General features: G+C 71.2%; 20 protein-coding genes, 1 tRNA gene and 3 pseudogenes. 8 read left to right on the top strand and 16 right to left on the bottom strand.

Annotated elements, in window-relative coordinates; genetic code table 11:
• Positions 1 to 434: 434 nt before the first annotated feature.
• The 4 genes from AB0761_RS21825 to AB0761_RS21810 all read left to right on the top strand — a co-directional run bounded on the left by AB0761_RS21825 (position 435) and on the right by AB0761_RS21810 (position 6,196).
• Complete coding sequence (locus tag AB0761_RS21825; RefSeq protein WP_377270784.1) at positions 435 to 1,574, top strand: PP2C family protein-serine/threonine phosphatase; 1,140 nt, start codon at positions 435 to 437, stop codon at positions 1,572 to 1,574.
• A gap of 661 nt (positions 1,575 to 2,235) precedes the next feature.
• Positions 2,236 to 2,655, top strand: a complete 420-nt coding sequence (locus AB0761_RS21820; RefSeq protein WP_377270782.1) for a hypothetical protein — start codon at positions 2,236 to 2,238, stop codon at positions 2,653 to 2,655.
• Positions 2,652 to 4,898 carry a tetratricopeptide repeat protein gene (locus AB0761_RS21815; RefSeq protein WP_377270781.1) on the top strand — a complete coding sequence of 749 codons (2,247 nt, stop codon included), beginning with the start codon at positions 2,652 to 2,654 and terminating at the stop codon, positions 4,896 to 4,898. Before AB0761_RS21820 ends, AB0761_RS21815 begins: the two co-directional genes overlap by 4 nt.
• 467 nt (positions 4,899 to 5,365) lie before the next feature.
• On the top strand, positions 5,366 to 6,196 hold the full coding sequence (locus AB0761_RS21810; protein WP_377270780.1) for an IS5 family transposase: 831 nt from the start codon (positions 5,366 to 5,368) through the stop codon (positions 6,194 to 6,196).
• Between the two features lie 37 nt (positions 6,197 to 6,233).
• Here AB0761_RS21810 and AB0761_RS21805 read toward each other — a convergent pair whose 3' ends face one another.
• Together AB0761_RS21805 and AB0761_RS21800 are read right to left on the bottom strand one after the other, a co-directional pair.
• Positions 6,234 to 6,734 carry a hypothetical protein gene (locus AB0761_RS21805; protein ID WP_377270778.1) on the bottom strand — a complete coding sequence of 167 codons (501 nt, stop codon included), beginning with the start codon at positions 6,732 to 6,734 and terminating at the stop codon, positions 6,234 to 6,236.
• A gap of 152 nt (positions 6,735 to 6,886) precedes the next feature.
• Complete coding sequence (locus AB0761_RS21800) at positions 6,887 to 7,651, bottom strand: DUF6000 family protein (RefSeq protein WP_377270777.1); 765 nt, start codon at positions 7,649 to 7,651, stop codon at positions 6,887 to 6,889.
• A gap of 349 nt (positions 7,652 to 8,000) precedes the next feature.
• On the opposite strand from AB0761_RS21800, the pseudogene AB0761_RS21795 reads away from it, so the two are divergent.
• Positions 8,001 to 9,301, top strand: a pseudogene (locus tag AB0761_RS21795) (tyrosine-type recombinase/integrase); the annotation flags it as partial.
• 189 nt (positions 9,302 to 9,490) lie between these two features.
• On the opposite strand, the gene AB0761_RS21790 reads toward AB0761_RS21795, so the two are convergent.
• Positions 9,491 to 9,571 (bottom strand) — tRNA-Tyr (locus AB0761_RS21790).
• Positions 9,572 to 9,729: 158 nt separating this feature from the next.
• On the opposite strand from AB0761_RS21790, the gene AB0761_RS21785 reads away from it, so the two are divergent.
• Positions 9,730 to 10,218 (top strand): YajQ family cyclic di-GMP-binding protein, encoded by a 489-nt coding sequence (locus AB0761_RS21785; RefSeq protein WP_055585655.1) that lies wholly within the window; start codon positions 9,730 to 9,732, stop codon positions 10,216 to 10,218.
• Between the two features lie 453 nt (positions 10,219 to 10,671).
• On the opposite strand, the pseudogene AB0761_RS21780 reads toward AB0761_RS21785, so the two are convergent.
• The 13 genes and pseudogenes from AB0761_RS21780 to AB0761_RS21720 form a co-directional block, all read right to left on the bottom strand.
• Positions 10,672 to 10,835 (bottom strand): annotated as a pseudogene (locus tag AB0761_RS21780) (YccF domain-containing protein); the annotation flags it as partial.
• A 128-nt stretch (positions 10,836 to 10,963) separates the two neighbouring features.
• Positions 10,964 to 11,365 carry a YccF domain-containing protein gene (locus AB0761_RS21775; RefSeq protein WP_377270776.1) on the bottom strand — a complete coding sequence of 134 codons (402 nt, stop codon included), beginning with the start codon at positions 11,363 to 11,365 and terminating at the stop codon, positions 10,964 to 10,966.
• 622 nt (positions 11,366 to 11,987) lie between these two features.
• A complete protein-coding gene (gene htpX / locus AB0761_RS21770) occupies positions 11,988 to 12,851 on the bottom strand; it encodes a zinc metalloprotease HtpX (protein ID WP_377270775.1) in 864 nt (287 codons plus the stop codon).
• 112 nt (positions 12,852 to 12,963) lie between these two features.
• Positions 12,964 to 14,523: an NADH-quinone oxidoreductase subunit N gene (locus AB0761_RS21765; RefSeq protein ID WP_377274255.1), complete on the bottom strand. Its 1,560-nt coding sequence runs from the start codon at positions 14,521 to 14,523 to the stop codon at positions 12,964 to 12,966.
• Positions 14,524 to 14,576: 53 nt separating this feature from the next.
• Entirely contained in the window at positions 14,577 to 16,154 is a 1,578-nt protein-coding gene (locus AB0761_RS21760) for a NuoM family protein (protein ID WP_377270773.1), read from the bottom strand.
• Between the two features lie 67 nt (positions 16,155 to 16,221).
• On the bottom strand, positions 16,222 to 18,429 hold the full coding sequence (locus AB0761_RS21755) for an NADH-quinone oxidoreductase subunit L (RefSeq protein WP_377270772.1): 2,208 nt from the start codon (positions 18,427 to 18,429) through the stop codon (positions 16,222 to 16,224).
• On the bottom strand, positions 18,426 to 18,800 hold the full coding sequence (gene nuoK, locus AB0761_RS21750; protein ID WP_055588878.1) for an NADH-quinone oxidoreductase subunit NuoK: 375 nt from the start codon (positions 18,798 to 18,800) through the stop codon (positions 18,426 to 18,428). Before nuoK ends, AB0761_RS21755 begins: the two co-directional genes overlap by 4 nt.
• Positions 18,801 to 18,806: 6 nt before the next feature.
• Positions 18,807 to 19,496 (bottom strand): NADH-quinone oxidoreductase subunit J, encoded by a 690-nt coding sequence (locus AB0761_RS21745; protein ID WP_377270771.1) that lies wholly within the window; start codon positions 19,494 to 19,496, stop codon positions 18,807 to 18,809.
• On the bottom strand, positions 19,493 to 20,122 hold the full coding sequence (locus AB0761_RS21740) for a NuoI/complex I 23 kDa subunit family protein (RefSeq protein WP_377270769.1): 630 nt from the start codon (positions 20,120 to 20,122) through the stop codon (positions 19,493 to 19,495). The genes AB0761_RS21745 and AB0761_RS21740 overlap by 4 nt, the downstream gene beginning before the upstream one ends.
• A complete protein-coding gene (gene nuoH / locus AB0761_RS21735) occupies positions 20,122 to 21,081 on the bottom strand; it encodes an NADH-quinone oxidoreductase subunit NuoH (protein WP_377270768.1) in 960 nt (319 codons plus the stop codon). Before nuoH ends, AB0761_RS21740 begins: the two co-directional genes overlap by 1 nt.
• The gene (locus tag AB0761_RS21730; protein ID WP_377270767.1) at positions 21,078 to 22,412 is read right to left on the bottom strand and encodes an NADH-quinone oxidoreductase subunit C; all 1,335 of its coding nucleotides are present in this window, start codon (positions 22,410 to 22,412) and stop codon (positions 21,078 to 21,080) included. The genes nuoH and AB0761_RS21730 overlap by 4 nt, the downstream gene beginning before the upstream one ends.
• A complete protein-coding gene (locus AB0761_RS21725) occupies positions 22,409 to 23,158 on the bottom strand; it encodes an NADH-quinone oxidoreductase subunit B (RefSeq protein WP_377270766.1) in 750 nt (249 codons plus the stop codon). The genes AB0761_RS21730 and AB0761_RS21725 overlap by 4 nt, the downstream gene beginning before the upstream one ends.
• Positions 23,149 to 23,597, bottom strand: a pseudogene (locus tag AB0761_RS21720) (NADH-quinone oxidoreductase subunit A). The gene AB0761_RS21725 and the pseudogene AB0761_RS21720 overlap by 10 nt, the downstream one beginning before the upstream one ends.
• Before the next feature lie 271 nt (positions 23,598 to 23,868).
• Here AB0761_RS21720 and AB0761_RS21715 point away from each other — a divergent pair.
• Both AB0761_RS21715 and AB0761_RS21710 read left to right on the top strand, forming a co-directional pair.
• Positions 23,869 to 25,092, top strand: coding sequence for a sensor histidine kinase (locus tag AB0761_RS21715; RefSeq protein WP_377270765.1), 1,224 nt, complete (start codon positions 23,869 to 23,871; stop codon positions 25,090 to 25,092).
• Positions 25,093 to 25,100: 8 nt separating this feature from the next.
• A complete protein-coding gene (locus AB0761_RS21710) occupies positions 25,101 to 26,453 on the top strand; it encodes a sensor histidine kinase (protein ID WP_377274253.1) in 1,353 nt (450 codons plus the stop codon).
• Positions 26,454 to 26,514 lie beyond the last annotated feature (61 nt).

Raw genomic sequence — 26,514 nt, 5'->3', positions numbered from 1 at the left:
AAACGAACAAATTTGATGAGTCGACCCGGATTTATCCGGGTTGCCTCATATGTCGCGAGCGGTCGGTTGCCCGATATATCCCGTGCCATGTCGGGACTGGCCATCGCGTGACGCTGCGGGGCGCCGGTACGGAGACGTCCCCCACATTGACGAGCCGCGTGGCGTGTCGCCGTACACGTCACCGCCGCTCTCCCGCCGAGCCGACGGCAGCGGTGACGCTGCCAGGCTCAGACCGCGACATGCACGACCTGCCGGACTGGCCAGAAAAGCCGATCTGGACGCGCAAAAGCCCACCGCGCGGGCGGATCGCAGACCGAGGGCCGGCGAGCCGGACGGGCGCGGCGCCCCACACAGGAAAGGCGCACATTGGACATATGCACCTTGAGCAACACTTCGCCGTCACATGCCAGCGGTGGCACGCCACCCGGGCTCTGGTGCTGCTGCCCATCGGGTTGATCATCGCGATCGCTGTCGTGGACATCCAGACTCCGGAATCTGTCCACCTCGGTCCACTGCTGGTCGTAGCCCCCGCTATCACCGTGGCGTTCGGTGGAGCGTGGCTGACCGGACTGATCGGTGTCCTGGCGGTGGCGGCTCAGGTAGTCATCGCGGTTTTCCACGGAGGCCTGACCACGACCAACCACATCAGCCAGATCGTTGGGCTCGCGGTCCTCTCGATCCTGGCGGTGATCGTCTGCTGGGTGCGTGGCCGGCGGGAGGCTGAGCTCGCCCACGTGCGGTCCGTTTCCGAGGCCGCGCAACGGGCGCTGCTACGCCCGCTGCCCCGCCGACTCGGTTCCCTGCACCTCTCGTGCACGTACCTGGCCGCCGCGAAGGAGGCACATATCGGTGGTGACCTGTATGCCGTGGCTCGCATCGGCGACCGCACGCGCGTGCTCATCGGTGACGTCAGGGGGAAAGGACTGGCTGCGGTTGGGGAGGCGGCCGGGCTCATGGGTGCATTCCAGGAAGCTGCTCACCAGCACGTCACGCTTCCGGCACTTGCCAGCGCCCTGGACCGCAGTGCGTGCCGCTACCTGACCCAGTACCCGGGGACGGACGATGATGTTCAGGAGCACTTCATCACCGCGCTGCTGCTGGAGATCCCCGACCACGACTCCTCGGCGCAGCTGACGTACTGCGGGCACCCGCCGCCCCTGCTCATCAGCCGAGGCCAGGTGAACAGTATCCCGAGCTCCCCGGCAGCGCCCTTGGGCATGTGCGAGCTGGAGCAAGACATCCGCACCTCTCACACCTTCTCGTTCGAGGCCGGTGACACTCTGCTTCTGCACACCGACGGTCTGGTAGAGGCCCGCGACAGCAGCGGCGCCTTCTACCCCCTGGAAGAGCGACTCGCCCGGTGGACCAAGTGCAGTCCCGAGGAACTCATCGAACGCATCCGACGAGACCTTCTTGTCCACACCGGCGGGGCCCTCGACGACGATGCCGCCATCGTCGCCGTACGGCGAACGGCGATCCCGCACGCCGAACGCCTCGACAGCGAGCTGGGCGCCGGTCATGGGGGCGACCGCCGGCGTAAGGGTTGGCCTACCCGAAGCGGCAACGCCGCCTGACCGCACCTCCACGCTGGTGCGCTCATTGGGCCTGGCGTGGAACACGTCCCAGCGCTACCCCGCCAGGTCTGTGATCAGTCCTGCGGTCTCCTGCGGTGAATGCGCCATTCCGGTTGACGCGCAGCTTTACAAAACGTGCAGGAAACGGCACCGGCTGAGGCGCCCTGCCGGCCTCGGCTCACCCGGAACAGTGAGGCGCGGCCAGCTCAATCATCTGACGCATGACGGCTGCCGGGATCACCGGATTCTGTGCGGCGTCCATGGCGCTGGGCTCGTCGAGGAGCAAGGGCACCAGGGCCACCGACGGTGGAGCCGGGTGTCGCTGAGCCAGGCGACGGACGCCTGGGTCGCTGTCCTCTGTCAGCCTGACGGCGGATTCGGACGACAATCGCGGATCCTCGGTGGCACGACCGCGCACAGAGACATCGGGATCACGCTGTGGCGGGTGCAGGGTTCGAACCTGCGTAGCTTGCGCGACGATTTACAGACCGCGCACCGCATCCAGGCTGGCCGGCCACAATGCGGCTGCGGGGATCTGGCGTCCCGCGCCTGCCCCACACGCGCCGGGTCGCGGCTTTGCCAGATTCTCCTGACCGGCCCTGGTGGGATCTCTACGCTGCGTCCTGGGAGTTGACGCCGCACGCGCGCTTAGGGGGTCAGGGTGAGTACGGAGATCGTGGAGCTGGTGGAGCAAGCCGGCCCGTATCTGACGGCGGCGCTGGGAGCCTACGGAGGCGCGGTGCTCACGCGTGCGGAGGACGCCGCGGTCGACGCCACCGCCAACCTGGGCCGCCGCATCCTGCATACCGTCTGGCGCCGCCGCGGTGAGGACGGACAGGCCGCGTTGGAAGGCGCGGTGCAGGACGCCGCCGAGGACGCGGACGACACCGACGCCGCCGCGGCGCTGCGACAGCAGATCAAGCGGGCCCTGCGCGACGACGCCGAGCTGCGGGCCGAGCTGGCCGGCCTGCTACCTGAGCCGACCGCAACAGTGGCGATCACCGCCTCCGGCACCCGCGCCATCGCCGCCCACACCATCACCACCGCCATCACCGGCGACAACACCCAGATCGGCACATGACCAACGACCCGCCGACCCGGGAAACGCGCATCGAAGCCTCAGGGCCCCGGTCGATCGCCGCCCACACCATCACCACCGCCCACAGCGGCGACGTCATCGAGCTGCCCGCCGAAGTGCTGAACGCCGCCCGGGACATCCAAGCACCGCCCGGGATCAGCAACCTGCCTCCGCGGGGCCTGTGCCTCGGCCGTGAGGAAGATCTGGCCTGGCTGGACGGCACGCTGCCCTCGGACGGCGAGACGGCGATCACGCAGGCACCGGCGGTCCACGGGCTGGGCGGGGTCGGCAAGAGCACCCTGGCCCTGCACTACGCCCACCGCCACCGCTCCGACCACACCCTCACCTGGTGGATCACCGCCGACTCCCCCGCCCGCATCGAACAGTCCCTCGCCGACCTCGCCCTGCGCCTCTTCCCTGCCTGGGCCGGCAAGGCATCCGAGCAGGAACGGGCCGCGTGGGCGCTCACCTGGCTGCAATGGCATCCCCGCTGGCTCCTGATCTTCGACAACGTCGAAAACCCCCACCACCTCGCCCCCTACACCGGCGCCCTCAACGGCGGCCACCACCTCGCCACCAGCCGCCGCGCCACAGGATGGCCCCGCACCACCCCCACCCGCGCCCTGGGAACCCTGCCCCCAGACGAGGCCGCAGCACTCCTGTGCACCCACGCCCTGGGCGACGCCACCCCCACCACCCGCCAGCTTCAGGACGCCTGCGCGCTCGCCGCTGACCTCGGCCACCTGCCGCTGGCACTGGAGCAGGCAGGCGCCTACCTGCACCAGAACCTCACCATCTCCATCGACGACTACCGCCGACGCCTAGCCACCAAACTGGACAAGGCCGCCGACGGAATCGACGCCGAACGCACCATCGCCCGCATCTGGACCCACACCCTCCAGGCCCTCACCACACGCAACCCGCTCGCCGTCACCCTCCTGCACACCCTCGCCTGGCTCGCCCCCGACAACATCCCCCTCACCCTGCTCCAGACCCCCAACACCGACGAGGACGACCTCGCCGAAGCCCTCGGCGACCTCCGCGCCTACAGCGTGATCAGCATCGCCCCCGACGGCACCAGCATCAGCGTCCACCGCCTCGTCCAAACGGTCCTCCGCCACACCGCAACCGCGGGAGATGTCCAGCCGCCGACAGGGCGTCGCGAAGCCGAGCAAGCCCTCATGCACGCCCTGCCGAACCGCCCGAGACCGGATCCCTGTCCTGAGGCAGAGTGGGACACGCTGATGCCCCACCTCATCGCACTCGCCACAACTAGCCCCGCTGGCCACCACGACGACGCAGCCGCCGACCTGTACAACACCGCTGCCCAGCACCTCTACCTACAGGGCCACAACGCCCGCACCATCCCCCTCCGAAAAGCTGTTCTCACCCAACGCGAGCAGGTCCTCAGCGACACCCACCCCGACACGCTGAGCAGCCGCAACAACCTCGCCGGCGCCTATCAGGAGGCCGGGGACCTCACCCGCGCCATCCCCCTGTACGAGACCACCCTCGCCCAACGCGAGCAGGTCCTCGGCGACACCCACCCCACCACCCTGACCAGCCGCAACAACCTCGCCGGGGCCTACGAGTCGGCGGGCGACCTCGACCGCGCCATCCCGCTGTACGAAACCACCCTCGCCCAACGCGAGCAGATCCTCGGCGACACCCACCCCACCACGTTGGCCAGCCGCAACAACCTCGCCGGGGCCTACGAGTCGGCCGGGGACCTCACCCGCGCCATCCCGCTGTACGAAACCACCCTCGCCCAATGCGAGCAGGTCCTCGGCGACACCCACCCCGACACGCTGGCCAGCCGCAACAACCTCGCCTACGCCTATCAGGAGGCCGGGGATCTGACCCGCGCCATCCCGCTGTACGAGACCACCCTCGCCCAACGCGAGCAGATCCTCGGCGACACCCACCCCACCACCCTGACCAGCCGCAACAACCTCGCCGGCGCCTACGAGTCGGCCGGGGACCTCACCCGCGCCATCCCCCTGTACGAAACCACCCTCGCCCAACGCGAGCAGATCCTCGGCGACACCCACCCCAAAACCCTGGCCAGCCGCAACAACCTCGCGTACGCCTACGAGTCAGCGGGGGACCTGACCCGCGCCATCCCCCTGCTAGAGGCCACCCTCGCCCTATCCGAGCAGGTCCTCGGCGACACCCACCCCAGAACAGAGGGAGTGCGTCGAGCCCTGACAGACGCGCGGGAGATGCTCCTGAATCCCGGCGAGTGAAAGGCACATTCCGGTTGACCCGCAGCTTTACAGACCGCGCCGGACTGCCCTTGAACTGCCCCGATGCCATCCCGGGACGGCATCGCCCCGCGCATCCCCCACAGAGCCTGGTGGATCACGGAACCGCGACTCAGCCACTTTCACTGCCAGGAGGGATTGCGGCTCGGCAGCCAGGGCCCGAACAGCGACTCAGAGCGTTGTGGTCAACCGAGTGGTGTTCGGGTTCGGTGGGACTGAGGGTGAGTCCTCGAACGCAGGTGCCCGTGACTACGGGGGCATGAAGCAACCGGTCCCTCGGTAGAGAGCTGGTTGTCGAGACCGCTCATGCCAAGGGAGACCCGTTGCCCCAGCAGTTCAGCATCCCGCCTGCCGGTGAGTCCACTGCGGGCACTCTGTCGTGTGACTGCTACGTGCACGCGTTCGGTTCGATCCCGGCGCCGGGGCGGGCACGGCGCTACGACAGCGACATGACGGATGCGGAGTGGGCGGTGGTCCGGGCGGCGATGCCGATGCCCGCGTGGCTGGAAGGCCGGGGCGGGCGCCCGGAGGCGCACTGCCACCGCGACATGGTCGACGCCGTGCGCTACCTGGTCGACAACGGAGCGAAGTGGCGCAACCTTCCGGCGGACTACCCGTACTGGCGGGCGGTGTACGACTTCTTCCGCCGCTGGCGCCGGCACGGACACGTGCGCGAGCTCTACCAGCGACTGCGCCGACTGCAGCGCACTCGTCAGGGGTCGCGCGAGGAGCCGAACGCGGGGATCATCGACGCGCAGTCCGTGGACGGCTCGGAGACCTGCCCGGCCTCAACACGCGGCTACGACGGCGGCAAGATGCGCGACGGGCGCAAGCGACACATCCTGACCGACAGCGGCGGCCTGCTGCTGGAGGTCACTGTCACGGCGACCAACGTGCACGACTCCCAGGCCGCCCCCGGCCTGCTGGACCATTTCATGGCCGAGCCCGGACGGCTGCTCAAGCTCGTCTGGGTGGACACCGCCTACCAGGGACAGCCCTTGGCCGACGCGTTCGCGGCCCACGGCGTGAGAGCACAGGTGGTCAAGCGCCCCGACGGCACCAAGGAGTTCACGGTACTGGCCAAGAGGTGGGTGGTGGAGCGCACGCTGGGGTGGCTGTCGCGCTCCCGGCGGCTGAACCGCGACCACGAGCGCCGCCCGGACCACCACGTCCAGATGGTGTGGTGGGCCGGACTGATCACCCTCACCCGGAAGATGGCGCGCCAGCGGCTGCACTGGCCCGAGTTCCGGCCGCACCGGCTGGGCCCGCAGCCGGGGTGAACAACCCGCCCGGCACGCGCACCAGCCAGCCCCTGGCCTACAGCGCATAGGCACGATGACGGATCCTCTCCACCTCGTTCAACCGCGCGGCATCCCGGCCCACCGCGACCGCAAGCTCCCGCGCCGAAACCGGCACCCTCCGGGCGGCGACCACCTCGAACAGCTGCCGATACTGCCCCGCGAGCACCTCCGGGCCCAGTCCCGCGCGCCACACCGGCGGTCGCCCGTCATGCCCCGCGGGCAAACCCTGCGCCTGCACCAGCGTCGACCCATCCGGCACGCCGGCCACCACGTCCGACACCGGCTCCGCCGGACCGGGCAGTGACACGGACTCCTCCGCTTCCACCACCCCGGCCGCGACCTCGCCCTCCTCGGCCAGGGCGCGGAGGACCTCCTCACGGCCGATCCGCGCGCAGTCCAACCGCTGCTGGCAGGACGTCACCTGCTCCTGCACCTCATGCAGCCGCTCCAGCCAGGCATCCAGCTCCTGCTGAGCCCGCGCCTCACGGCGCTCCAGCAACGCGATCACCGACGGCATGAACCGCACCCCCACGACCGACTCGACTGCCCACTGGCTGCCCCACGAACGGTGCCAACACACACCCGCACCGATAGAAACCGCAGGTCATCGAGCTGTAGAGCGGTTCACCACAACGCTCTGACTCAAGGAGCGCATGCAGCCACGCATATTCAACGCCTTTGCCGTCGGCACCCCGGATCCTTGCCCGCAGCGAAAGCCACGAGCCGAGCAGTAGTCTCCCCCTCCTTATCCAGGGATGCCGCCCCCACCTCGCCGGACCACTGCTCCCACAGACCTCCAGGGGCAAGCAGCGGCTGTGCACGGCTGCTCCCAAGTACACCGTCAAGGTAGAGGAGCGCGCCCATAGCCTGCCGCTGACAGTGCTCGTCGTCGCTGCCTGGATCCTCGGCCCGGGCAATGAGCAGCGCTCGATCCAGATAGCGGCGCAAGAGGTCAGCATCCTGATCAGTGCCGAGCCGAGCCAGAGCGGTGCAGTAGTCCCAGCGGTATCCGCAGGGTGCGTCGCCCAGCAGATCAGAGGCAATGCGTGCACGCAGGTCGGCTCGGCGACCGACGGCGATCAGCCAGGACACCATCACGTGTTCGCGCCACCCGCCCGTATCCAGGAGCGTGATCAAGTCACCGGTGCTGGCCCGGTACGCGGACCACCTCAGCCGGTATTGGAACAGCCGCTGCCGGGGCCGCGGCCAGTACATAGCCCCATCCACATGCAGGTAGCGGAGCGAGAGGCCGACGTAGCGCCGACGCAGACGAGCCAACCGGCTGCGCAGCCTGCCGTAATGAATGGTCCTCAGGTAGCCGCGCAGGGTGGCCAAATCCGTCTGGACCATGCACACCGTCGCCCACAGCCGCGACTCGTAGGACCACCCGAATCTTCGCCACAGCGCGTCCGCGAACCCATCACCGCGCAGCACTAACGCCCCTCCCCGTCATGCCCGCCCAATACGGCCCGGGCCTCATTCGCGCCGGTACGCACGCTCACCGCAGCCGCGCTGCCCAATAACTCGCACCCACGCACGCGTCCGGGGCGGCCGACAGTCGCCAAACTTTCCGACCGCCCCGGGCCCTGACGAGCACACAACCGGAACAGGAGATCCCAGGATGCACCCGATCGCGCTGCCCGCGCAGCGCCACCTCCCGGCCATCCTCGCCGCGAGCCTGCCGCTCGCCGGATGGGCCGCCACCACCACCGTCCTCACCCGGCGCCTGGACACGGCCCGCCGCGACCCCCTCACCGGGTTAGCGACCTACAGCAAGCCGTACCAGCTCAGGTGGCGGGTGGGGACCCTGCCCAAAGCAGAATCCTTCCTCACCAAGGGGTTGGCGGAGAGCCGGCGGGCCCAGCTCATCACGGCCGCCCGGGCCGGTGAGCCTTGCGACGAAGACACCGGGCTTCCCGTCTCCCTCCTGAGGAAGGACAACCAGGTCACCTGGTACCAGCACGCACGGCAGTACATCGAAATGAAGTGGTAGGCGAGTCCCGCGAAGACCCGCACCACGCTCGCCGAAGCAATGGCCACGGTGACCCCGGCCCTGGTCACGGACACCAAGGGCATGCCCGACCCGCATGCCATGCGGACCGCGCTCTACGGGTGGGCTTTCAACCTCACCCGCCGGGAGATGGAGCCACCGCCCGAGGTAAGCCGTGCCCTGGCGTGGATCGAGCGGAAGTCGCTCCCGGTGGCAGCGGTCGCTGACAGTCTCACGGCTCGTCGGGCCCTGAACGCGCTCACGATGCGACTGGACGGCAAGACCGCTGCCGCGTCCACGATGCGACGCAAGCGCGCCATCTTCCACAACGCGCTCGGCTACGCCGTGGAAGCCGGGCATCTCGCGGACAACCCCCTCCACCGAGTCCAATGGAAGGTCCCCGACGTCGCGGAGGTAGTCGAACCGGAAGTGGTCGTCAGTCCCGAGCAAGCCGCCGCGCTGCTGGCCGCGGTCCGGTCCCAGGGCCATCGCGGGCGGCACCTCGAAGCGTTCTTCGGATGCCTGTACTTCGCCGCGCTCCGCCCGGCCGAGGCGGTGTGGCTGCGCAAGGACTGCACTCTTCCCGCCACGGGTGGGGAAGCCTGAGGCTCAGCGAGACCCGGCCGCGCGTCGGATCGTCATGGACGGATGACGGCACGCCCCATGACAAGCGCGGGCTGAAGTGGCGCCCCTCCCGGGCGATCCGCACGGTACCGATCCCGCCCGCGCTCGTGGCCCTGCTGCGGTGGCATCTGGAACGGTTCGGAACCTCACCGGACGGACGCCTGTTCCGCACCTCCCGGGGCGGCATGGTGCAGGAGAGCGGCTACGGCGTGGTGTGGGCGGAGGCCCGCCGTCTGTCCCTCACAGCGGCACAGGCAGCCTCCCCATTGGGCCGCAGGCCGTACGACCTGCGACACGCCGCGGTCTCCCTGTGGCTGAACTCCGGGGTCGACCCGACCGAGGTGGCCCGGCGTGCCGGGCACAGCCTGGCAGTGCTGCTGGGGGTGTACGCGAAGTGCATCCATGGCGGGGAGGGGGCGGCTAACGAGGCGATTTCCGCCCGGCTGAATGGCCGCCAGCCGCAGCGCTGAGAGGTTGGTCCATGGTTGGTCCGGAGCTGCAGCTCACGGCCCGGATCGCCGTCCACTGTGCGTCCAGAACCACTGGTAGAGAGCGGGTCCGAGCGAGACACCGCGAGACAGTTCGGCACTCCGACTCGGCGCGCACGAAAAAGCCCCTCACTTGCATCTCTGCAGGTGAGGGGCTTCTTTTACGTGCTGTGGCGGGTGCAGGGTTCGAACCTGCGTAGCTTGCGCGACAGATTTACAGTCTGCTCCCTTTGGCCGCTCGGGCAACCCGCCGGGGTGTCTTGCGGGGCCTCGGCCCTGCTCGACGACGTAAACAATACCCGATGGCACCGGGTGCTTCGCCACCCGATTGATCACGGGTGGATCAACGCCCGGGATGGATAGGCTGGGCCGCAGCCAGTGCCGTACCACCGTCAAGGAGAACCGACAGCATGGCCGACTCCAGTTTCGACATCGTCTCGAAGGTCGAGCGGCAGGAGGTCGACAACGCGCTCAACCAGGCCTCCCGCGAGATCGCCACCCGCTTCGACTTCAAGAACGTGGGCGCGTCGATCGCCTGGTCGGGCGAGAAGATCGAGATGAAGGCCAACTCCGAGGAGCGCGTCAAGGCGATCCTCGATGTCTTCGAGACCAAGCTGGTGAAGCGGAGCATCTCGCTGAAGGCGCTGGACGCCGGCGAGCCGCAGCTGTCCGGCAAGGAGTACCGGATCTCCGCCACCATCAAGGAGGGCATCTCCCAGGAGGATGCCAAGAAGGTCTCGAAGATCATCCGCGACGAGGGCCCCAAGGGCGTGAAGGCGCAGATCCAGGGTGACGAGCTCCGGGTCTCCTCCAAGAGCCGCGACGACCTCCAGGCCGTGCAGGCCCTGCTCAAGGGCAAGGACTTGGACTTCGCGCTGCAGTTTGTGAACTACCGCTAGATCCGGGACAGCACCGCCCCGGCCGCCCTCCCGAGGGGCGTCGTCTGGGCCGTCACAGGGCACAACGAGGGCCTGGCGCCGAGCACCGTCTCGGCCGCTCCCCCGTTGTGCCCTGTGCCGTCCACGCGGCTTGCGGACGGCAGGGGCTGGGACCGGGTCGGTGCACGCCACGCGGTGCACACGGGTCAGCCGTCCGGGTGAGGCCGGTGTGGTGCGACGCAGGCGCGTGCCGGAGGCCGGTCCGCACGCGATCCCGGGTTGATACGCGCGAAAGCACGCCGCACCCGGTGGCGGCCGGTCCGCGCGCCGGATCCCGTGGCCTGGTTGCCGGAGCGCTCCGAGCCGCGTACCCACCTCGCCGGTGGCGGCTCGGCCGATCGGGTGGACGACACCCTCGGCAGGCCTGGCCCGAGGCCCGGACCGAGGCCCGGCCCGCGGGCCGGGCTCGGCTCCTCAGCGGGTGGCGAAGGGCTGGTCGGAGGGGACGATCTCGCGGCCCAGCGGCAGCAGGGAGATCGGGATCAGCTTGAAGTTGGCGATGCCCAGCGGGATGCCGATGATCGTGAGACGAGCGCGATCCCGGTGGTGATGTGGGCGAGCGCGAGCCACCAGCCTGCGAAGACGACGGGATCGTTCCCCCAGGAGCAGGATCACGCACCTCAGGCCCTGGGGTTCAGGCTCCACGTATAAGAGGAGGCCTGCGCTGAGAGGCGCCGCGCCTGACGCCTCTCCTGGCAGGGCACCCTCAGCGGGCTCCGAACTTCTGGTCGGTCGACACGATCTCTCGGCCGAGGGGCATCAACGAGATGGGGATCATCTTGAGGTTCGCCCAACCGAACGGGATGCCGATGATGGTGACGAACAGAGCCACACTGGTGATCAGGTGGCCCAGGGCAAGCCACCAGCCCGCGAAGATCACCCAGATCACGTTGCCGATGAACGACGGCGCACCGGCGTCGGGTCGCTCGACAGTGGTACGGCCGAACGGCCAGAGCACGTACGCGGCAATCCGGAAGGCCGCAATGCCAAATGGCAGCGTAATGATCAAGATGCAACAGATGATCCCGGCGATGACGTAGCCAACAGCCATCCAGAAGCCGCAGAGGATCAACCAGAGGATGTTCAGCAGAACGTTGATCAACTTCATGGACGCCAGCCTCCACTGATCGCGGCCGAGGGCACAGCACTCCCCTACCCGAAAGTCGCTGCCTTCAGCTCGCCTGCATTCTCCTCTACTGCCGCTGGAGCCGACCCGCCTCAGCATCGGGCCGGCTGGGTAGGGTCACGGGAGTATCCGGGGTGGCGCTGCTCGGCAGGCGGAGGGTCCTGGAGTGGCTGCGCACCTGGGGAGTGGCATCGGCATGTCTGCAGACGGCTCGGGGACTTCGACGGCTTTTACGGCGGACGGCGCTGCGGTGGCCTTGGCTGAGGCGTGCCGGGCGGTGGGGCTGCCGAGCAGTGGGGCCCGGTTGATGCGGTTGGGAGAGAACGCGCTGTTCCTGCTGGACGGGCTGCCGGTGGTGGCGCGGGTGGCCCGGTCGCTGGACTATCTGGGGTCGGCGGGCCGGGAGGTGGTGGTGTCGCGGTGACTGGAGGAGAACGGGTTGCCTGCGGCGCAGTGCCTGCCTGGTGTGGAACAGCCGGTGGCGGCATTGGGGTCAGGGCCCGCCTCCCATCCGTGGCGGCCGTTTGCCCAGCGGGTGGCCCGGCCGCCGCTGTCGCGTGGGAGAACGATCGAGGACGCCGTCCGGTGCCCGCGACAGCCACCGTCAGGACCGGTATCCGGCCATGCGCTCCAGCCGGGCGATCCGCTCCGCCATCGGGGGGTGGGTGGAGAAGAGCCGGGAGCCGATGTCACCGGGCCGGAAGGGGCTGGCGATCATCATGTGGCTGGCGCTCTGCAGCTGTGGCTCGGGAGGCAGGGGCAGCTGCTTGGTACCGGCGTCGAGCTTGCGCAGCGCGCTCGCCAGGGCGATCGGGTCGCCGGTGATGCGGGCTCCGTCGGCGTCGGCCTGGTACTCGCGGGAGCGGCTGACGGCCAGCTGGATCAGGGCGGCCGCGATCGGGCCGAGGATCATGATCAGCAGCATCCCGGCCAGACCCGGGCCCTCGTCGTCGTCGCTGCGGCCGATCGGGATCAGCCAGGCGAAGTTCACCAGGAACATGATCACCGAGGCCAGGGCGCCGGCGACCGAGGAGATCAGGATGTCCCGGTTGTAGACATGGCTGAGCTCGTGCCCCAGGACCCCCCGCAGCTCACGCTCGTCCAGGATGCCGAGGATGCCCTCGGTGCAGCAGACCGCGGCGTTGCGCGGGTTGCGGCCGGTGGCGAAGGCGTTGGGGGCTGCGGTGGGCGAGATGTACAGGCGGGGCATGGGCTGGCGGGCGGCGGTGGAGAGCTCGCGGACGATGCGGTAGAGCACCGGGGCCTCGATCTCGCTCACCGGGCGGGCCCGCATGGCCCGCAGCGCCATCTTGTCGCTGTTCCAGTACGCGTAGGCGTTGGTGCCCAGGGCCACGAGTACGGCGACCACCAGGCCGGTACGGCCGAAGAAGCTGCCGATCACGATGATCAGCGCCGAGAGGGCGCCGAGCAGTACGGCGGTCCTCAGCCCGTTGTGCTGGCGGTGCACGGCCGGCCCTCCAAGACGTGCGACGGGTAAGCCTTCTAGTCGGACCAACGTGGGGACACGCGGTCCTGGTTCCCTTCTGCCCTGTCGGCGGGCCGTACGCAACCGGGGAGCGTCAGAAGAGGCCGGTTCCGAGCACCTGGAGGACCGCCTGGGGCGCCAGCGACAGCACGACCGCCCCGGCCGCCGTCAGGGCGACGGCGGCCCCCAGCGGGGCGGGGGTGCGCTGCCCGGACGGCTGCGGGGCGCCTTCGGGCACGGCGGCGAAGAGCTTGGCCGTCCACCGCAGGTAGTAGTACAGGGCGATGACCACATTGACGGCCATGACCACGGCCAGCCAGCCGAGCCCGGCGTCCACGGCGGCGCGGAAGACCACCACCTTGGCCAGGACCCCGACCACGCCTGGGGGCAGTCCGGCCAGGCAGAGCAGGGCGAAGCCCAGGGCCAGAGCGGCCGCCGGACGGCGGGAGAAGAGCGCGCGGTAGTCGCTGAGCCGGTTCTCGGGGGCGCTGCGGCCCACGACCGCGACGACGGCGAAGGCACCCAGGTTGACCACCGCGTAGACCAGGGCGTACGCGGCGGTGGCGGCGATGGCGTTGCCGCCGTGCCCGTATCCGGCGGCGGCGAGCGGAACCAGCAGGTAGCCGGCCTGGCCGATGGAGGACCAGGCGAGGAGGCGTACCGCGCTGCGCGGTGTGTCGGGGCGCTGCCGCAGCGCCGCGACATTGCCCGCCGTCATGGTGGCGGCGGCGAGGACCGCCAGCAGCAGACCCCAGGTGTGGCCGTAGGGGCGGAAGGCGACGGCGGTGACGAGGGCGATTCCGGCGAGCCCGGCGGCCTTGGAGACCACGGAGAGGTAGGCGGCGACCGGGACGGGGGCGCCGGCGTAGGTGTCCGGCAGCCAGAAGTGGAAGGGGACCGCGGCGACCTTGAAGGCGAAGCCGACCAGGGTGAGGGCGGCTCCGGCCTGGGCGAGGTGCTGGAGCTGGGCGGGCGCGTGGTCCAGGCCGTCGGCGAGGACGGTCAGATGGAGCGAGCCGCCGGCGGCGTAGACGAAGCTGACACCGAGCAGCATCACAGCGGTCGCGGTGACCGAGGAGAGGAAGAACTTGAGGGCGGCCTCGCCGCCGAGCCGGTCGCGGCGCAGGCCCACCAGCGCGAAGGCGGGGAGGGAGACCGTCTCCAGCGCGATCACCAGGGTGGCGAGGTCGCGGGAGGCGGGCAGCAGGGCGGCGCCGGTGGCGCTGCTGAGCAGCAGGAACCAGTACTCGCCCGCGGGCAGCGCCTGCTCGTCCACGGTGTGCAGCGAGAGCAGGGCGGTGAGCAGCGCGCCGCCCAGGGCGATCAGCTGGAAGACCAGGGCGAAGTGGTCGGCGACATAGGAGCAGCCGGCGTTGTCAGTGGCGGCCGCTACGGTTTTCAGGCAGAAGGTGGCGTGGTCGCCGTGGCGCAGGGGGACGAGGGCGAGCAGCGCGACGGCGAGGGCGGCGATGCTGCCCCAGCCGAGCAGCTGCTTGCGGTGGGCGGGCAGCCAGAGGTCGGCGACCAGTACGGCGAGGGCGGCGATGGCCGCGATCAGTGGCGGGGCGATCGCGGTCCAGTCGACGGACTGAATGAGTGCCCCGGGGTCGGCGACGGCCAGGTCGGCGAGGTGGTGTGCGGTCACGGCGGTCATGGGGGGCTGCCCAGGGGTGGGAGTGGCGGCGGGGAGGCTGGTGAGCGGCACGGTCAGCCACCTCCGAGCAGGCTCTTGACCGCCGGGGCGGAGAGTCCCAGGAGGAGGGCGGGCCACAATCCGGCGAGCACGGTGAGGGCGGCGAGGGGGGTCCAGGCCGCTGCCTCGTAGGGCTTGACGTCCGCGATGGCGCCGGTGGTGGTGGGGCGGGGTGCCTCGGCGGGGTCGCCCATGCAGACGCGGCGTACGACGGTCAGCAGATAGGCGGCGGTGAGGAGGGTGCCGAGGCCGGCCAGGGCCATGAAGACCAGGTAGGTGGGGCGCTGGAGCCCTGCGGCGGGGTGGAAGGAGCCGAACATGGCGAGCAGTTCGCCCCAGAAGCCGGCCAGCCCCGGCAGCCCGAGGCTGGCGACGGCGGCGAAGGCGAGCAGCCCGCCGAGGCGGGGGGCGCGTCCGTAGAGGGCCGCACCTGTGGCGGTGGTGGCTCCGGCGAGGGAGTCGAGGTCGGCGGTGCCGTAGCGGTCCTTGATCGCGCCGACCAGGAAGAACAGCAGACCGGTGATCAGTCCGTGGCCGATGTTGGCGAAGAGTGCGCCGTTGATGCCGACGGGGGTGAGGGTGGCGATGCCGAGCAGCACAAAGCCCATGTGTCCGACGGAGGAGTAGGCGATCAGCCGCTTGAGGTCGCCCTTGGCCCCGGGGCGGGCCAGGGCGAGGCAGGCGAGGGAGCCGTAGACGATGCCGATGGCGGCGAGGGCGCCCAGATAGGGGGCGAGGGTGTGGGCGCCGTCGGGCGCGGAGGGCAGGACGACACGGACGAAGCCGTAGGTGCCCATCTTCAGCAGGACGCCGGCGAGCAGTACGGAGCCGGCGGTGGGGGCTGCGGTGTGCGCGTCGGGCAGCCAGCTGTGCAGCGGCCACATGGGGGCCTTGACGGCGAGGCCGAGGCCGATGGCGAGGGCCGCGAGGACCTGGGTGGTGTGGGAGAGGCCGGTGCCGTGGCGGGCGGCCAGGGCGGTCATGTCGAAGGTCCCCGCCTTGCTGCCGAGGAGCAGCAGGCCGAGGAGCATCACCGCGGAGCCGAGCAGGGTGTAGAGGATGAAGCGGTTGGCGGCGGGGCCGCGTCCTTCGCCGCCCCAGCGGGCGATGAGGAAGTACATCGGGATCAGCACGATCTCGAAGGCGATGAAGAAGAGCAGCAGGTCCAGCACGGCGAAGGTGCTCAGCATGCCGACCTGGAGGAGCAGCAGCAGGCCCGTGAAGGCCAGCGGGGAGGGGGTGCCGGGGCCGTCGGGGAGACGGCGGGTGGAGTAGAGCGCACAGAGGAAGCTGAGCAGCGCGGTGAGGACCAGCAGCGGCAGCGAGACTCCGTCGACGCCGAGGTGGAGCCGCACATCCAGGGCGGGGATCCAGGACACGTCGGTGGTGGCCTGCATCCGCGCGGGGTGGTCGTGGTCGAAGCCTGCCGCGAGGGCGATGGAGAGCAGCAGCACCGCGCCGGTGACGGCGGTGCCGAACTGCAGGGCGCGGCGGCCCCTGATGGCCGGGTCTGCGCCGAAGGCGCGCGGGACCAGGGTGGCGGCGGCGCCGAGCAGCGGCAGCAGGAGGAGTGCGATGAGGACTGCGTTCATCGGGCGGTCTCCGTGAGGGGGGCTGGTGCTGCTGCGGGGTGGCCGGGGGCGCGCGGGGTGCGGGCGGTCATGTGCGCACCGCCACGGCGACGGCGATGATCACGGCACCGGCCAGCAGGGCGCCGAGGTAGGTCTGGGCGTTGCCGGTCTGGGCGCGGCGGACGGCGGCGCCCAGCCAGCGGGCTCCGAGCCCGGAGCCGTTGACATAGCCCTCGACGACCTCGCGGTCCAAGAAGCGGACCAGGCGGGCGGCCGCGGTGAAGGGGAGTACGAAGAGCGTGCTGTAGGCACGGTCGACGCCGAAGCCGCGGGTGGCCGGGGTGAGCAGCGGGCCGAGGAGGGCGCGGGCCGGGTCCGGGGTGAGGGGGACGGCCTCGGCTGCGGCCACGGCGGCAGCGATGGCCTCGTGCGTGGGCGGCACGGCGGGCGGCGCGGTCGCGGCTGGCGCGGTCTCAGCAGGCACGGTCGCGGCAGGCACGACGGCCTCGGGGGCCTCGACGGTCTCGGCGGCGGTGGTCTGCAGGTCGGCGGCGAGGTCGGCCGGGGTCTCCTCCGGGGTGGCCTCGGTTCCGGCGGGACGGACGGCGTGGTCCAGCGCGGCACGTTCCAGGACCGCGTTGGCGGCGTGGGCCTGGGCCCGGGTGACCTGCTGGGAGGCGCTGCGCCAGGCCGTGTAGGCGGCGAGGACGCCCACCACGGCAAGGCCGGTGCCGAGGACGGCGGTGGTGAGGGTGGGGCGGAGCGAGCCGCCGTCCAGCAGGGACGGCAGCCAGTCGTCGCGCAGGCCCGCGACACCGAAGGCCATGGTGGGGACGGCCAGTACCCACAGCGGCCAGCGCATGGCGGACGGCTCTGCGGGGCGGTCCGCGGTGTCCTCGCCGGAGTAGGCGGCGACGACGGGGCGGGCCGCGGGGGCATGGAAGGCCAGCAGCCAGAGCCGGGTGGCGTAGGCGGCGGTCAGTACCACCGTGACCAGTCCGGCGACCAGCACGATCCAGCCTGCCGAGGTGGGCACGGCGTCGGCCGGGCCAAGGCCCCGGGTGAGCGCTTCGCCGTGGGCGGCGTGCTCGGCGGCGGTGAGCACCGACTCCTTGGAGAAGAAGCCGGCGAACGGCGGCAGGCCGACCAGGGCGACCAGACCGATGCCCATGGTCCAGTAGGCGTCCGGGACGCGGTTCCGCAACCCCGGCATCCGGGACATCGCGGTGAGCGAGTTGGTGTGGGCGGCATGGATGACCACACCGGCGGCGAGGAAGAGCAGCGCCTTGAAGAAGCCGTGGGAGAGCAGGTGGAAGACGGCCGCGTCGCGGTCGCCGGAGGCGAGCGAGCCCGCCATGTAGCCGAGCTGGCCGACGGTGGAGTAGGCGAGGACGCGTTTGATGTCGTCCTGGGCGAGGGCGCAGAGACCGGAGCCGATCATGGTGACGGCTGCCATGACGGCCAGGACGACCAGGGCGGCGCCGGACTGCAGATAGACCGGGAGGAGCCGGGCGACCAGGTAGATGCCGGCCGCGACCATGGTGGCGGCGTGGATCAGCGCGGAGACCGGGGTGGGGCCGGCCATCGCGTCCGGGAGCCAGGTGTGCAGGGGGAACTGGGCCGACTTGCCGGCGACTCCGGCGAGCAGCAGCAGCGCCACCAGGGTGGGGTGCCCCAGCCGGCCGTGGGCGGCGGCGTCCAGGACGCCGCTGATCCGGAAGGTCCCGGCGTCGGCGCCCAGCGCGAAGATGCCGAACAGGAAGGGAACGTCGCCGAGCTTGGTGACCAGGAAGGCCTTGAGGGAAGCGGAGCGGGCGTCCGCGGTCTCCCAGTGGTGGCCGATCAGGAAGTACGAGCAGATGCCCATGATCTCCCAGCCGACCAGCAGCACGATGAGGTCGCCGGAGTAGACCACCAGCAGCATGGCCGCGGTGAACAGCGAGACCAGGGCTGCGTAGGAGGGGTAGCGGGGGTCGTCGCGCAGATAGGCGGTGGAGTAGATCTGCACACAGGTGGCGACGATCCCGACCAGCACGCCGATGGCGGTGGAGAAGCCGTCCAGGTGCAGTGCCAGGTCGATGTCGGGCCCGCCGGTGGGGGTGAGCCTGGTGGCGGCGTCCAGGACCCTGCCGGTGCCCAGGTCCAGGGCGACCAGTACGGCGAGCACGGCGGAGGCGGCGACGGGGAGTACGGCGAGCGGCCGGACGAAGCCGGGGGCGCGCCGGCCGGCGGCGAGCCCGCCTGCGGCGCCGAGCGCGGGCAGCGCGGGGACCAGCGCGGCGAGGGTGACGGTCATGCGGCGGCCTTGCCCTTCACCGGGTCGGCTTCCTGTCGGGGCGGACTGTCAGTGGTGGATGCGATGCTGTCGGTGAGGTCGCGGAGCCGGTCCACATCGGCGGTGCCGCGGGTGCGGAAGACCATGAGCACGATGGCGAGGCCAAGGCCGATCTCCGCGGCGGCGACGGTGATGGTGAAGAGGGTGAGCGCCTGGCCGGCGTGGAGGGTGTCGCGCAGCCAGACGTCGAAGGCCACCAGGTTGAGATTGACGGCGTTGAGCATCAGCTCGACGGACATCAGGACGAGGACGGCGTTGCGCCGCGCGAGCACACCGTAGAGGCCGATGCAGAAGAGCAGCGCGGCGAGGACGGCGGGATAGGCGAGGTGCATCGGCGGTCAGCGCTCCTGCGGGGGGTTCGCGGGGGCCGGGACGCCGGCCGGTCCGGGGGCGGCCGGGCGAGGGATGGAGGTCGCTCTGCCGGGGCGGGGCCGTGGCGGGCGGAGCGCGGTGCGGGCCTTCTCGCTGCGGGAGAGCACCACCGCGCCGACAAGGGCGGCGAGGAGGAGTACGGAGAGCGCTTCGAACGGCAGCACCCAGTGGCGGAAGAGGCTCACCCCGGTGACCTCGGCGCTGCCGGCCCCCGCGCCGAGGTCCACCCAGGTGGTCCGGAAGGCGTCGACGACCAGGGTGACCAGCGTGGCGGCGGCCACCACGGCCACCCCGAGGGCGACCGGCCGGTTGCCGGAGTCCGCGTCGGGCGAGCGGCCTATGGGCGCCTTGGTGAGCATCAGGCCGAAGAGCACCAGCACCACGATGGAGCCGATGTAGATGAGGACCTGGACCCAGGCGATGAATTCTGCGGTCAGCAGCAGGAACTCGACGGCCAGCCCGCCGAGCGCCACCACCAGCCAGAGCGCTGCATGGACCAGCTGGCGGGTGCTGACGGAGAGCACGGCGGAGCCGAGGACGGCCAGGCCGACCAGGACGAAGACGATCTCGACCCCGGTGGGCGAGAGAAAGGAGTGGCCTTGGGAGGAGAGCGGGCCGGCGGCGAGGAGGACGGAGGTGGCGGGGGCTGCGGTCACTTGTCCTGCTGCTCCTCTGTGCTCTCCGCCGGGACGGCCGTAGCGGTTCCGGTGGCGCCCTCGGTCTCCGGTGCGGTCCGGGACGCGGTCCGGGCTGCTGCGGCGGCGGTGGCGAGCTTGTCGGCGGCCTTGCGGGCGGCGGCGATCTCCTTGGGCTCCTCGGCGGAGGGGTCCAGGGCGGGCGGGGCGGGCACGGTCCACATCCACTCGCGGAGCCGGTCCCGCTCATGGGTGAGGTCGAGGATGTCGGTCTCGGCGTACTCGAACTCGGGCGACCAGAACAGTGCGTCGAACGGACAGACCTCGATGCAGATACCGCAGTACATGCAGAGCGAGAAGTCGATGGCGAAGCGGTCGAGCACATTGCGGGTGCGGGCCCGGGCGCCCGGATCGGTGGCGGGCAGCGTCTCCTTGTGGGAGTCGATGTAGATGCACCAGTCCGGGCATTCACGGGCACAGAGCATGCAGACCGTGCAGTTCTCCTCGAGCAGGCCGATGACGCCGCGGCTGCGCGGCGGCAGCTCGGGCTGCACCTCGGGGTACTGCGCGGTGACGGACCTGCGGGTCATCGTCCGCAGGGTGACAGCGAGGCCCTTGGCCAGGCCGCGGCCGGGGAGGGGTGCCATCAGGAGATCACCACCTTGACGATGCCGGTGAGGACCAGCTGGGCGAGGGAGAGCGGGATGAGCACGGTCCAGCCGAAGCGCATCAGCTGGTCCTGGCGGAGCCGGGGGTAGGTCACACGCAGCCAGATCACCACAAAGGCCAGCACCAGGGTCTTCAGCAGCGTCCAGAGCCAGCCCAGCCCGTCCGAGAACGGACCGTGCCAGCCTCCGAGGAAGAGGACGGTGGTCAGCGCACAGAGGACGAGGATGCCCGCGTACTCGGCGAGAAGGAAGAGGGCGAAGCGCAGTCCGGTGTACTCGGTGTACGCGCCGAAGATGATCTCGGAGTCGGCCACCGGCATGTCGAAGGGCGGCCGCTGCAGCTCAGCCAGGCCCGCCGTGAAGAAGACGAATCCACCGACGATCTGCCACGGGATCCACCACCAGTGGAAGGCGTCGACGATCCCGGGGAGGGAGAGGGTCCCGGCCGCCATGGCCACCGAGGCGGCAGCGAGCAGCATCGGCAGCTCGTACGACATCAACTGCGCGGCGGTGCGAAGACCGCCGAGGAGGGAGAACTTGTTGGCGGACGCCCATCCGGCCATCAGCGAGCCCAGCACGCCGACGCCCATCACGGCCAGCACAAAGAAGAGACCGGCGTCGACGGCCTGACCGACCAGGCCGTTCGGCCCGATCGGGATGGCGATCAGCACCACCAGGTACGGCAGCAGTGCGACAGCCGGGGCCAGACGGAAGATGCGGCGGTCCGCGCCGGACGGGACCACCTCCTCCTTCTGCACAAACTTCACGCCGTCGGCCACCAGCTGCGCCCAGCCGTGGAAGCCGCCGGCGTACATCGGGCCCAGCCGGCCCTGCATATGGGCCATGACCTTGTGCTCGCTCTGACCGATGACCAGGGGGATCACCAGAAAGACGACAAGGGTGGCGACGCAGCGGAGCAGCGCGTCCAGCAAGGTCATGCGCCGTCTCCATCCGGGCGGTGCTCGGTGTCGGTACGCGGCCCGGCGTCGGTCCGCGGCGCGGGGTTGGCCTGCGGCGCGGGGTTGGCCTGCGGCTCGGCGTCGGTCCGCGGCTCGGCGTCGCCCGTCCCGGGTTCGGCAACGGCCTGGTCGCTCGGGGCGTCGGACTGCGGCTCGCTCTTGGGCTGAGGCTCGGTGTCAGCCCGCGGCCCGGTGCCTGCGCCGTCTGCGGTCTGCGGCGCGGAGTCGGCCCGGGGTGCGGTGCCGCCGGTCTCCGGCTCGGCGGCGGCCTGATCGCTCGGAGCCTCTGCCTCGGGCTCGGGCTCGGGCTCGGGCTCGGCCGCCGTCGCCTGCGCCTCGGCCGTGAGCTCCGGTTCAGCCGTCGCCTGCGGTTCCGGCGTGGCCACTGTCTGCCAGGGCGCGTCGGGGGTGCGGCGGCGCTCGCGCTGCGGTCCGGGCGCGGCCTCGGCGGCGGGCAGCGCTCCGGAAGCACCGGGGGCCTGCGAGCCCTGGGACTCGGCGGCACCCGGGGCAGCCGCGGCCTCCGAGGCTTCCGCAGTCTCCGGGCCGCCAGCCTGACTGGCGGAGCCCGCACTGACGCTGCGGGTACGACGGGGACGATCGGCTCGCACCGGACGCTCCCCCGCCGGCCCGGCCGCGGCCGCGGCCGCAGTCGCGGCGCGCCCCGCGGCTCCGGCGCGCGCGCCCCGGGCGGGGCGTTCGGCAACCGGCGGCAGGGTGCCCTTGAGCGGCCCCCATTCATTGGGGTCCGGCACTCCGGGCGGCAGCATCCGACGGCGGCCGGCGGCCGGCTGCCCCTCGCCGTGGTCGCTCTCGCCGGGCTCCTTGGCGCCGGGCCAGGCCTTGGCCACCCTCGCGGCCAGCACGAACTCCTTGCGCAGCGGGTGCCCCTCGAAGCCGTCCGGCAGCAGCAGCGTCGCCAGCCCGGGGTGCCCGGGGAAGTCGATGCCGAACATCTCGTGGGTCTCCCGCTCGTGCCAGGAGGCACCGGCGTAGACGCCGGTGGCGCTCGGCAACGAGGCGGCGTCCCGCGGAACGCGCGTACGCAGCAGCAGATGCCTGACCGGGGCCGCATCCCCGACGGCGGCGAGGTGGGCGACCACCGCGAAGCCGTCCGCCAGCTCGTCGACGGCGCTCAGCCAGTCGAAGTAGGCCAGCCCGAGGGTGTCGCGGGCCGCGGTGAGCGCCTCGGTCCAGTGGTCGGCCGGTACGTCCACGGTGAGCAGCTGGTAGCTCTCCTCCGCGCTGGCCCACTCGCCGACGGCCGCCGCAAGGTCCTCCGGGGTGCGCGGGGTGCGGTCGAGGGTCACTGCTCTGCTCCGGGGGTGTCTGCGGCGGGGCCGGCGACCAGCGGGCGCCGCAGCGCGGCGTCGGGGATCCGGCCGACCGCACCGGTGGCCGCAGGCGTCGCGGGCGCCGGGACGCTGTCGCCGTAGCGCTCGGCCAGGGACTCGCGGGCGATCTTCTCCTGCAGCTTGAGGATTCCCTGGAGCAGGGCCTCCGGCCGCGGCGGGCAGCCGGGGACGTAGACGTCCACCGGGATGATCTGGTCGACGCCCTTGGTGACCGAGTAGGAGTCCCAGTAGGGGCCGCCGGAGTTGGAGCAGGCACCGAAGGAGATCACATACTTGGGCTCGGGCATCTGCTCGTAGAGCCGCTTGACGGCCGGGGCCATCTTGTCGGTCACCGTGCCGGAGACGATCATCAGATCGGCCTGGCGCGGCCCGGGAGCGAAGGGGATGACCCCCATCCGGATGAAGTCGTGCTTGGCCATCGATGCGGCGATGAACTCGATCGCGCAGCAGGCGAGGCCGAAGTTGAAGCACCAGAGGCTGTAGCGGCGGCCCCAGTTGAGGACCACCTTCACCGGGTCGGGCGCGAGCCTGGCCAGCGGCCCGAGGCCGCGCCGCTCGACGGCGGCGCCGGGCTGCGACGGGTCGGGGATGCCCAGCTGCACCGGACCGCCCGCGGCGGAACCGTGGCCGTGGCCATGGCCGTTGCCGGAGCCCGGGTCCGAGCCGGAGCCGTGGGAGCTGCGAGCGGGGGTCACGTCCATTCCAGGACGCCCTTCTTCCAGGCGTAGAGCAGGCCGGCCGCGAGGAACCCGACGAAGACGAACATCTCCACCAGCGTCCCGGCGCCGTAGCCGGGGGCGGCGAACACGGTGGCCCAGGGGAACAGGTAATCGCATCCACCGCGAAGATCACATAGAGGAAGGCGTAGACGTAGTAGCGGATCTGGGTCTGGGCCCAGCCCTCCCCCACCGGATCCACGCCGCACTCATAGGCGAGCAGTTTCTCAGCGGTGGGCGCCACCGGCCGCATCAGGCGGTTGGCGGTGAACGCGACCGCGACGAAGAGCACGCCGACGACGGCCAGCAGGCCCACCGCCGAGTACGCGTCGAAGTAGCCGGCACCCTTCGAGGGGTCGGCCGCCGCCGCGGCGGCTTGCTGCGCGAGCTGCCCCACCGCGTGGGGCGCCTGCGTTGCCTCCATGATCGGTGTCCCTTTACGCAGCCATGACTTTCGTACGCCTGGGAGTCTAGGTCCACCTACCCCCCGCCTGTGCACCCCTCCCGCGGTGCAAGACGGCAGGACTTTCCCGCGCGCCCGTCCGCAGCGGCCGGGGGTGGGGTTATCCCCCGCCTGTGGAGGGCGATCAGCCCCATGGCCGCTCGCCGTCCACGGACGGCAGGCTGGAGTCTGTCAGCTGGAGATCCGGCCGCGGTCGCGACCGGGTCGATCGGGGAGAGGAACGGTACGCGTGATGGAGGGCCGACAGCGCCTCACGGAGAGATCCAGTGTCTCCGCAGGGAATCGGGAAGCCGGGCCCCGTCCCCTCTACGGGGCGGAGACCTGGGCGGAGGTGGGGCATCTGCTGCTGAGCTTCCCCATGGGGCTGGTGGGGTTCGTCTACACCGTGGTCCTGCTGTCGCTGGGCGTGGGCCTGGCCGTGACCGTGGTCGGCCTGCCGCTGCTGGCGCTGGGCCTGCTGGGCTGCCGCGGGCTGGCCGCGGTGGAGCGGCTGCGGGTGGAGCGGCTGCTGGGCGAGCACATTCCCGCCCCGAGCCCGCTGGCGCCGCGCCGCCCGGGTGTCGCGGGGCGGCTGGCCGCGATGCTGGCCGACGGGTTGAGCTGGAGGGCGGCCCTCTACTTCGTGGTGCTGCTGCCCTGGGGCGTCTTCACCTTCGCGATCGCACTGACCGTGCTGATCGTCGGCTGGCCGGTGCTGCCCTGGGTGGTGCGCAGCCTGGCGGCGGTGGACCGGATGCTCGCGGTCTCGCTGCTGAGCCCGTCCGAGCTGTCGGAGCGGGTGCGGGAGCTGGAGGACGACCGCGGGACGGTGGTCGACACCGCCGCCGCCGACCTGCGCCGCATCGAACGCGACCTCCACGACGGAGCCCAGGCCCGCCTCGTCGCCCTCGCCATGGACCTCGGCCTCGCCAAGGAAAAACTCGACCACGACCCCCAAGCAGCAGCCCGCATGGTCGACGCCGCCCACGGCGAGGTCAAACTCGCCCTCCAAGAACTCCGCGACCTCGCCCGCGGCATCCACCCCGCCATCCTCACCGACCGCGGACTGGACGCCGCCCTCTCCTCCGTCGCCACCCGCTGCACCGTCCCCGGCGGCGTCCGCGTCACCGTCGACCTCGACACCCGACCCGCCTCCGCCATCGAAGGCATCGCCTACTTCACCGTCAGCGAACTCCTCACCAACATCTCCAAACACACCACCGCCCGCACCGCCACCGTCGACGTCTGGCGCAGCGACAACCGCCTCATGATCCAAGTCCACGACGACGGCCAAGGCGGCGCCACCACCAACACCCCCGGCACCGGACTCACCGGCCTCACCGAACGCATCCACGCCGTCGACGGAGTCTTCATGATCGACAGCCCCCACGGCGGCCCCACCACCATCACCGCCGAACTCCCCTGGCACACCCGAAGCGGGAACCCGGCCCCGCAGGCAGAAGGACGGACATCGTGATCGAGAACCTGGGAGCCGCCGGATCCGCCGGGCGGCGCCCGGTGCCCGGCGGGAGCGCGCGCCGCGGCCCCGGTCTGCTGGGCGCCCCGTTCGCGGCCCGCACCTGGAAGGAGTTCCTCCATCTGGTGCTGGACCTGCCGATCGCGGTCGCCTCCTTCACCTATGTGGTGGTGATGCTCAGCCTGGGCGTCGGCCTGGCCGTCACCTTCATGGGCATTCCGGTGCTGGCCGCCGGGGTGGCCGGCGCCCGCGGCTGGGGGGCGATGGAGCGGGCCCGCGCGGCAGCGCTGCTGGATGTGCGGATGGGCCGCCCCTCCCCGCTGCAGCCGGCCCGTCCCGGTCTGATGGGCTGGCTGGGCGCGGTGCTCCGGGACGGGGTGGGCTGGCGCAGTGCCCTGTACTGCCTGCTGATGCTGCCGTGGGGGGTCTTCGGCTTCACCGTCTCGGTGGTGCTGTGGACGTACGGCTGGGCGATGCTGAGCTATCCGGCGTGGCAGTGGGTGCTGCCGGCCTTCGCCGGCCAGCCCGGTCTGCAGATCTACGGGGACGGCCCCGGCGGGCGGCCGGAGATCTATCTGGACAGCGTCCCCGAGGTGGCGGGCGTCTGCGCGGTCGGCGTGGTGCTGGTGTTCGCCACCCCGTGGGTCATCCACGGTCTGGCCAACGTCAACCGGCTGATGGTGCGGGGGCTGCTCTCCCCCTCGGCGCTCACGGAGCGGGTGCGGGAGCTGGAGGACGACCGCGGGACGGTGGTCGACACCGCCGCCGCCGACCTGCGCCGCATCGAACGCGACCTCCACGACGGAGCCCAGGCCCGCCTCGTCGCCCTCGCCATGGACCTCGGCCTCGCCAAGGAAAAACTCGACCACGACCCCCAAGCAGCAGCCCGCATGGTCGACGCCGCCCACGGCGAGGTCAAACTCGCCCTCCAAGAACTCCGCGACCTCGCCCGCGGCATCCACCCCGCCATCCTCACCGACCGCGGACTGGACGCCGCCCTCTCCTCCGTCGCCACCCGCTGCACCGTCCCCGGCGGCGTCCGCGTCACCGTCGACCTCGACACCCGACCCGCCTCCGCCATCGAAGGCATCGCCTACTTCACCGTCAGCGAACTCCTCACCAACATCTCCAAACACACCACCGCCCGCACCGCCACCGTCGACGTCTGGCGCAGCGACAACCGCCTCATGATCCAAGTCCACGACGACGGCCAAGGCGGCGCCACCACCAACACCCCCGGCACCGGACTCACCGGCCTCACCGAACGCATCCACGCCGTCGACGGAGTCTTCATGATCGACAGCCCCCACGGCGGCCCCACCACCATCACCGCCGAACTCCCCTGGCACACCCGAAGCTGACCGCCTCCGGGAGCGGGCGCCGTGGCGCCGACAGCCCCGGCCGGGGCGCGGACAGGCAGCG

The sequence above is a fragment of the Peterkaempfera podocarpi genome, from assembly GCF_042466665.1.
Classification (GTDB): Bacteria; Actinomycetota; Actinomycetes; order Streptomycetales; family Streptomycetaceae; genus Peterkaempfera; species Peterkaempfera podocarpi.
Note: the sequence above shows the minus strand (reverse complement) of the source record. Positions and strands in the feature narration are given on the sequence as shown.

Excerpts from the sequence above, each read along its gene's own strand:
- AB0761_RS21810 (WP_377270780.1), top strand. The coding sequence starts at position 5,366 with ATGACGGATGCGGAGTGGGCGGTGGTCCGGGCGGCGATGCCGATGCCC.
- AB0761_RS21755 (WP_377270772.1), bottom strand. The coding sequence starts at position 18,429 with ATGACCGTCACCCTCGCCGCGCTGGTCCCCGCGCTGCCCGCGCTCGGC.
- AB0761_RS21815 (WP_377270781.1), top strand. The coding sequence starts at position 2,652 with ATGACCAACGACCCGCCGACCCGGGAAACGCGCATCGAAGCCTCAGGG.
- AB0761_RS21725 (WP_377270766.1), bottom strand. The coding sequence starts at position 23,158 with ATGGACGTGACCCCCGCTCGCAGCTCCCACGGCTCCGGCTCGGACCCG.
- AB0761_RS21775 (WP_377270776.1), bottom strand. The coding sequence starts at position 11,365 with ATGAAGTTGATCAACGTTCTGCTGAACATCCTCTGGTTGATCCTCTGC.
- AB0761_RS21805 (WP_377270778.1), bottom strand. The coding sequence starts at position 6,734 with ATGCCGTCGGTGATCGCGTTGCTGGAGCGCCGTGAGGCGCGGGCTCAG.
- AB0761_RS21740 (WP_377270769.1), bottom strand. The coding sequence starts at position 20,122 with ATGGCACCCCTCCCCGGCCGCGGCCTGGCCAAGGGCCTCGCTGTCACC.
- AB0761_RS21715 (WP_377270765.1), top strand. The coding sequence starts at position 23,869 with ATGGAGGGCCGACAGCGCCTCACGGAGAGATCCAGTGTCTCCGCAGGG.
- AB0761_RS21765 (WP_377274255.1), bottom strand. The coding sequence starts at position 14,523 with ATGACCGCCGTGACCGCACACCACCTCGCCGACCTGGCCGTCGCCGAC.
- AB0761_RS21760 (WP_377270773.1), bottom strand. The coding sequence starts at position 16,154 with ATGAACGCAGTCCTCATCGCACTCCTCCTGCTGCCGCTGCTCGGCGCC.
- nuoK (WP_055588878.1), bottom strand. The coding sequence starts at position 18,800 with ATGCACCTCGCCTATCCCGCCGTCCTCGCCGCGCTGCTCTTCTGCATC.
- nuoH (WP_377270768.1), bottom strand. The coding sequence starts at position 21,081 with ATGACCTTGCTGGACGCGCTGCTCCGCTGCGTCGCCACCCTTGTCGTC.
- AB0761_RS21785 (WP_055585655.1), top strand. The coding sequence starts at position 9,730 with ATGGCCGACTCCAGTTTCGACATCGTCTCGAAGGTCGAGCGGCAGGAG.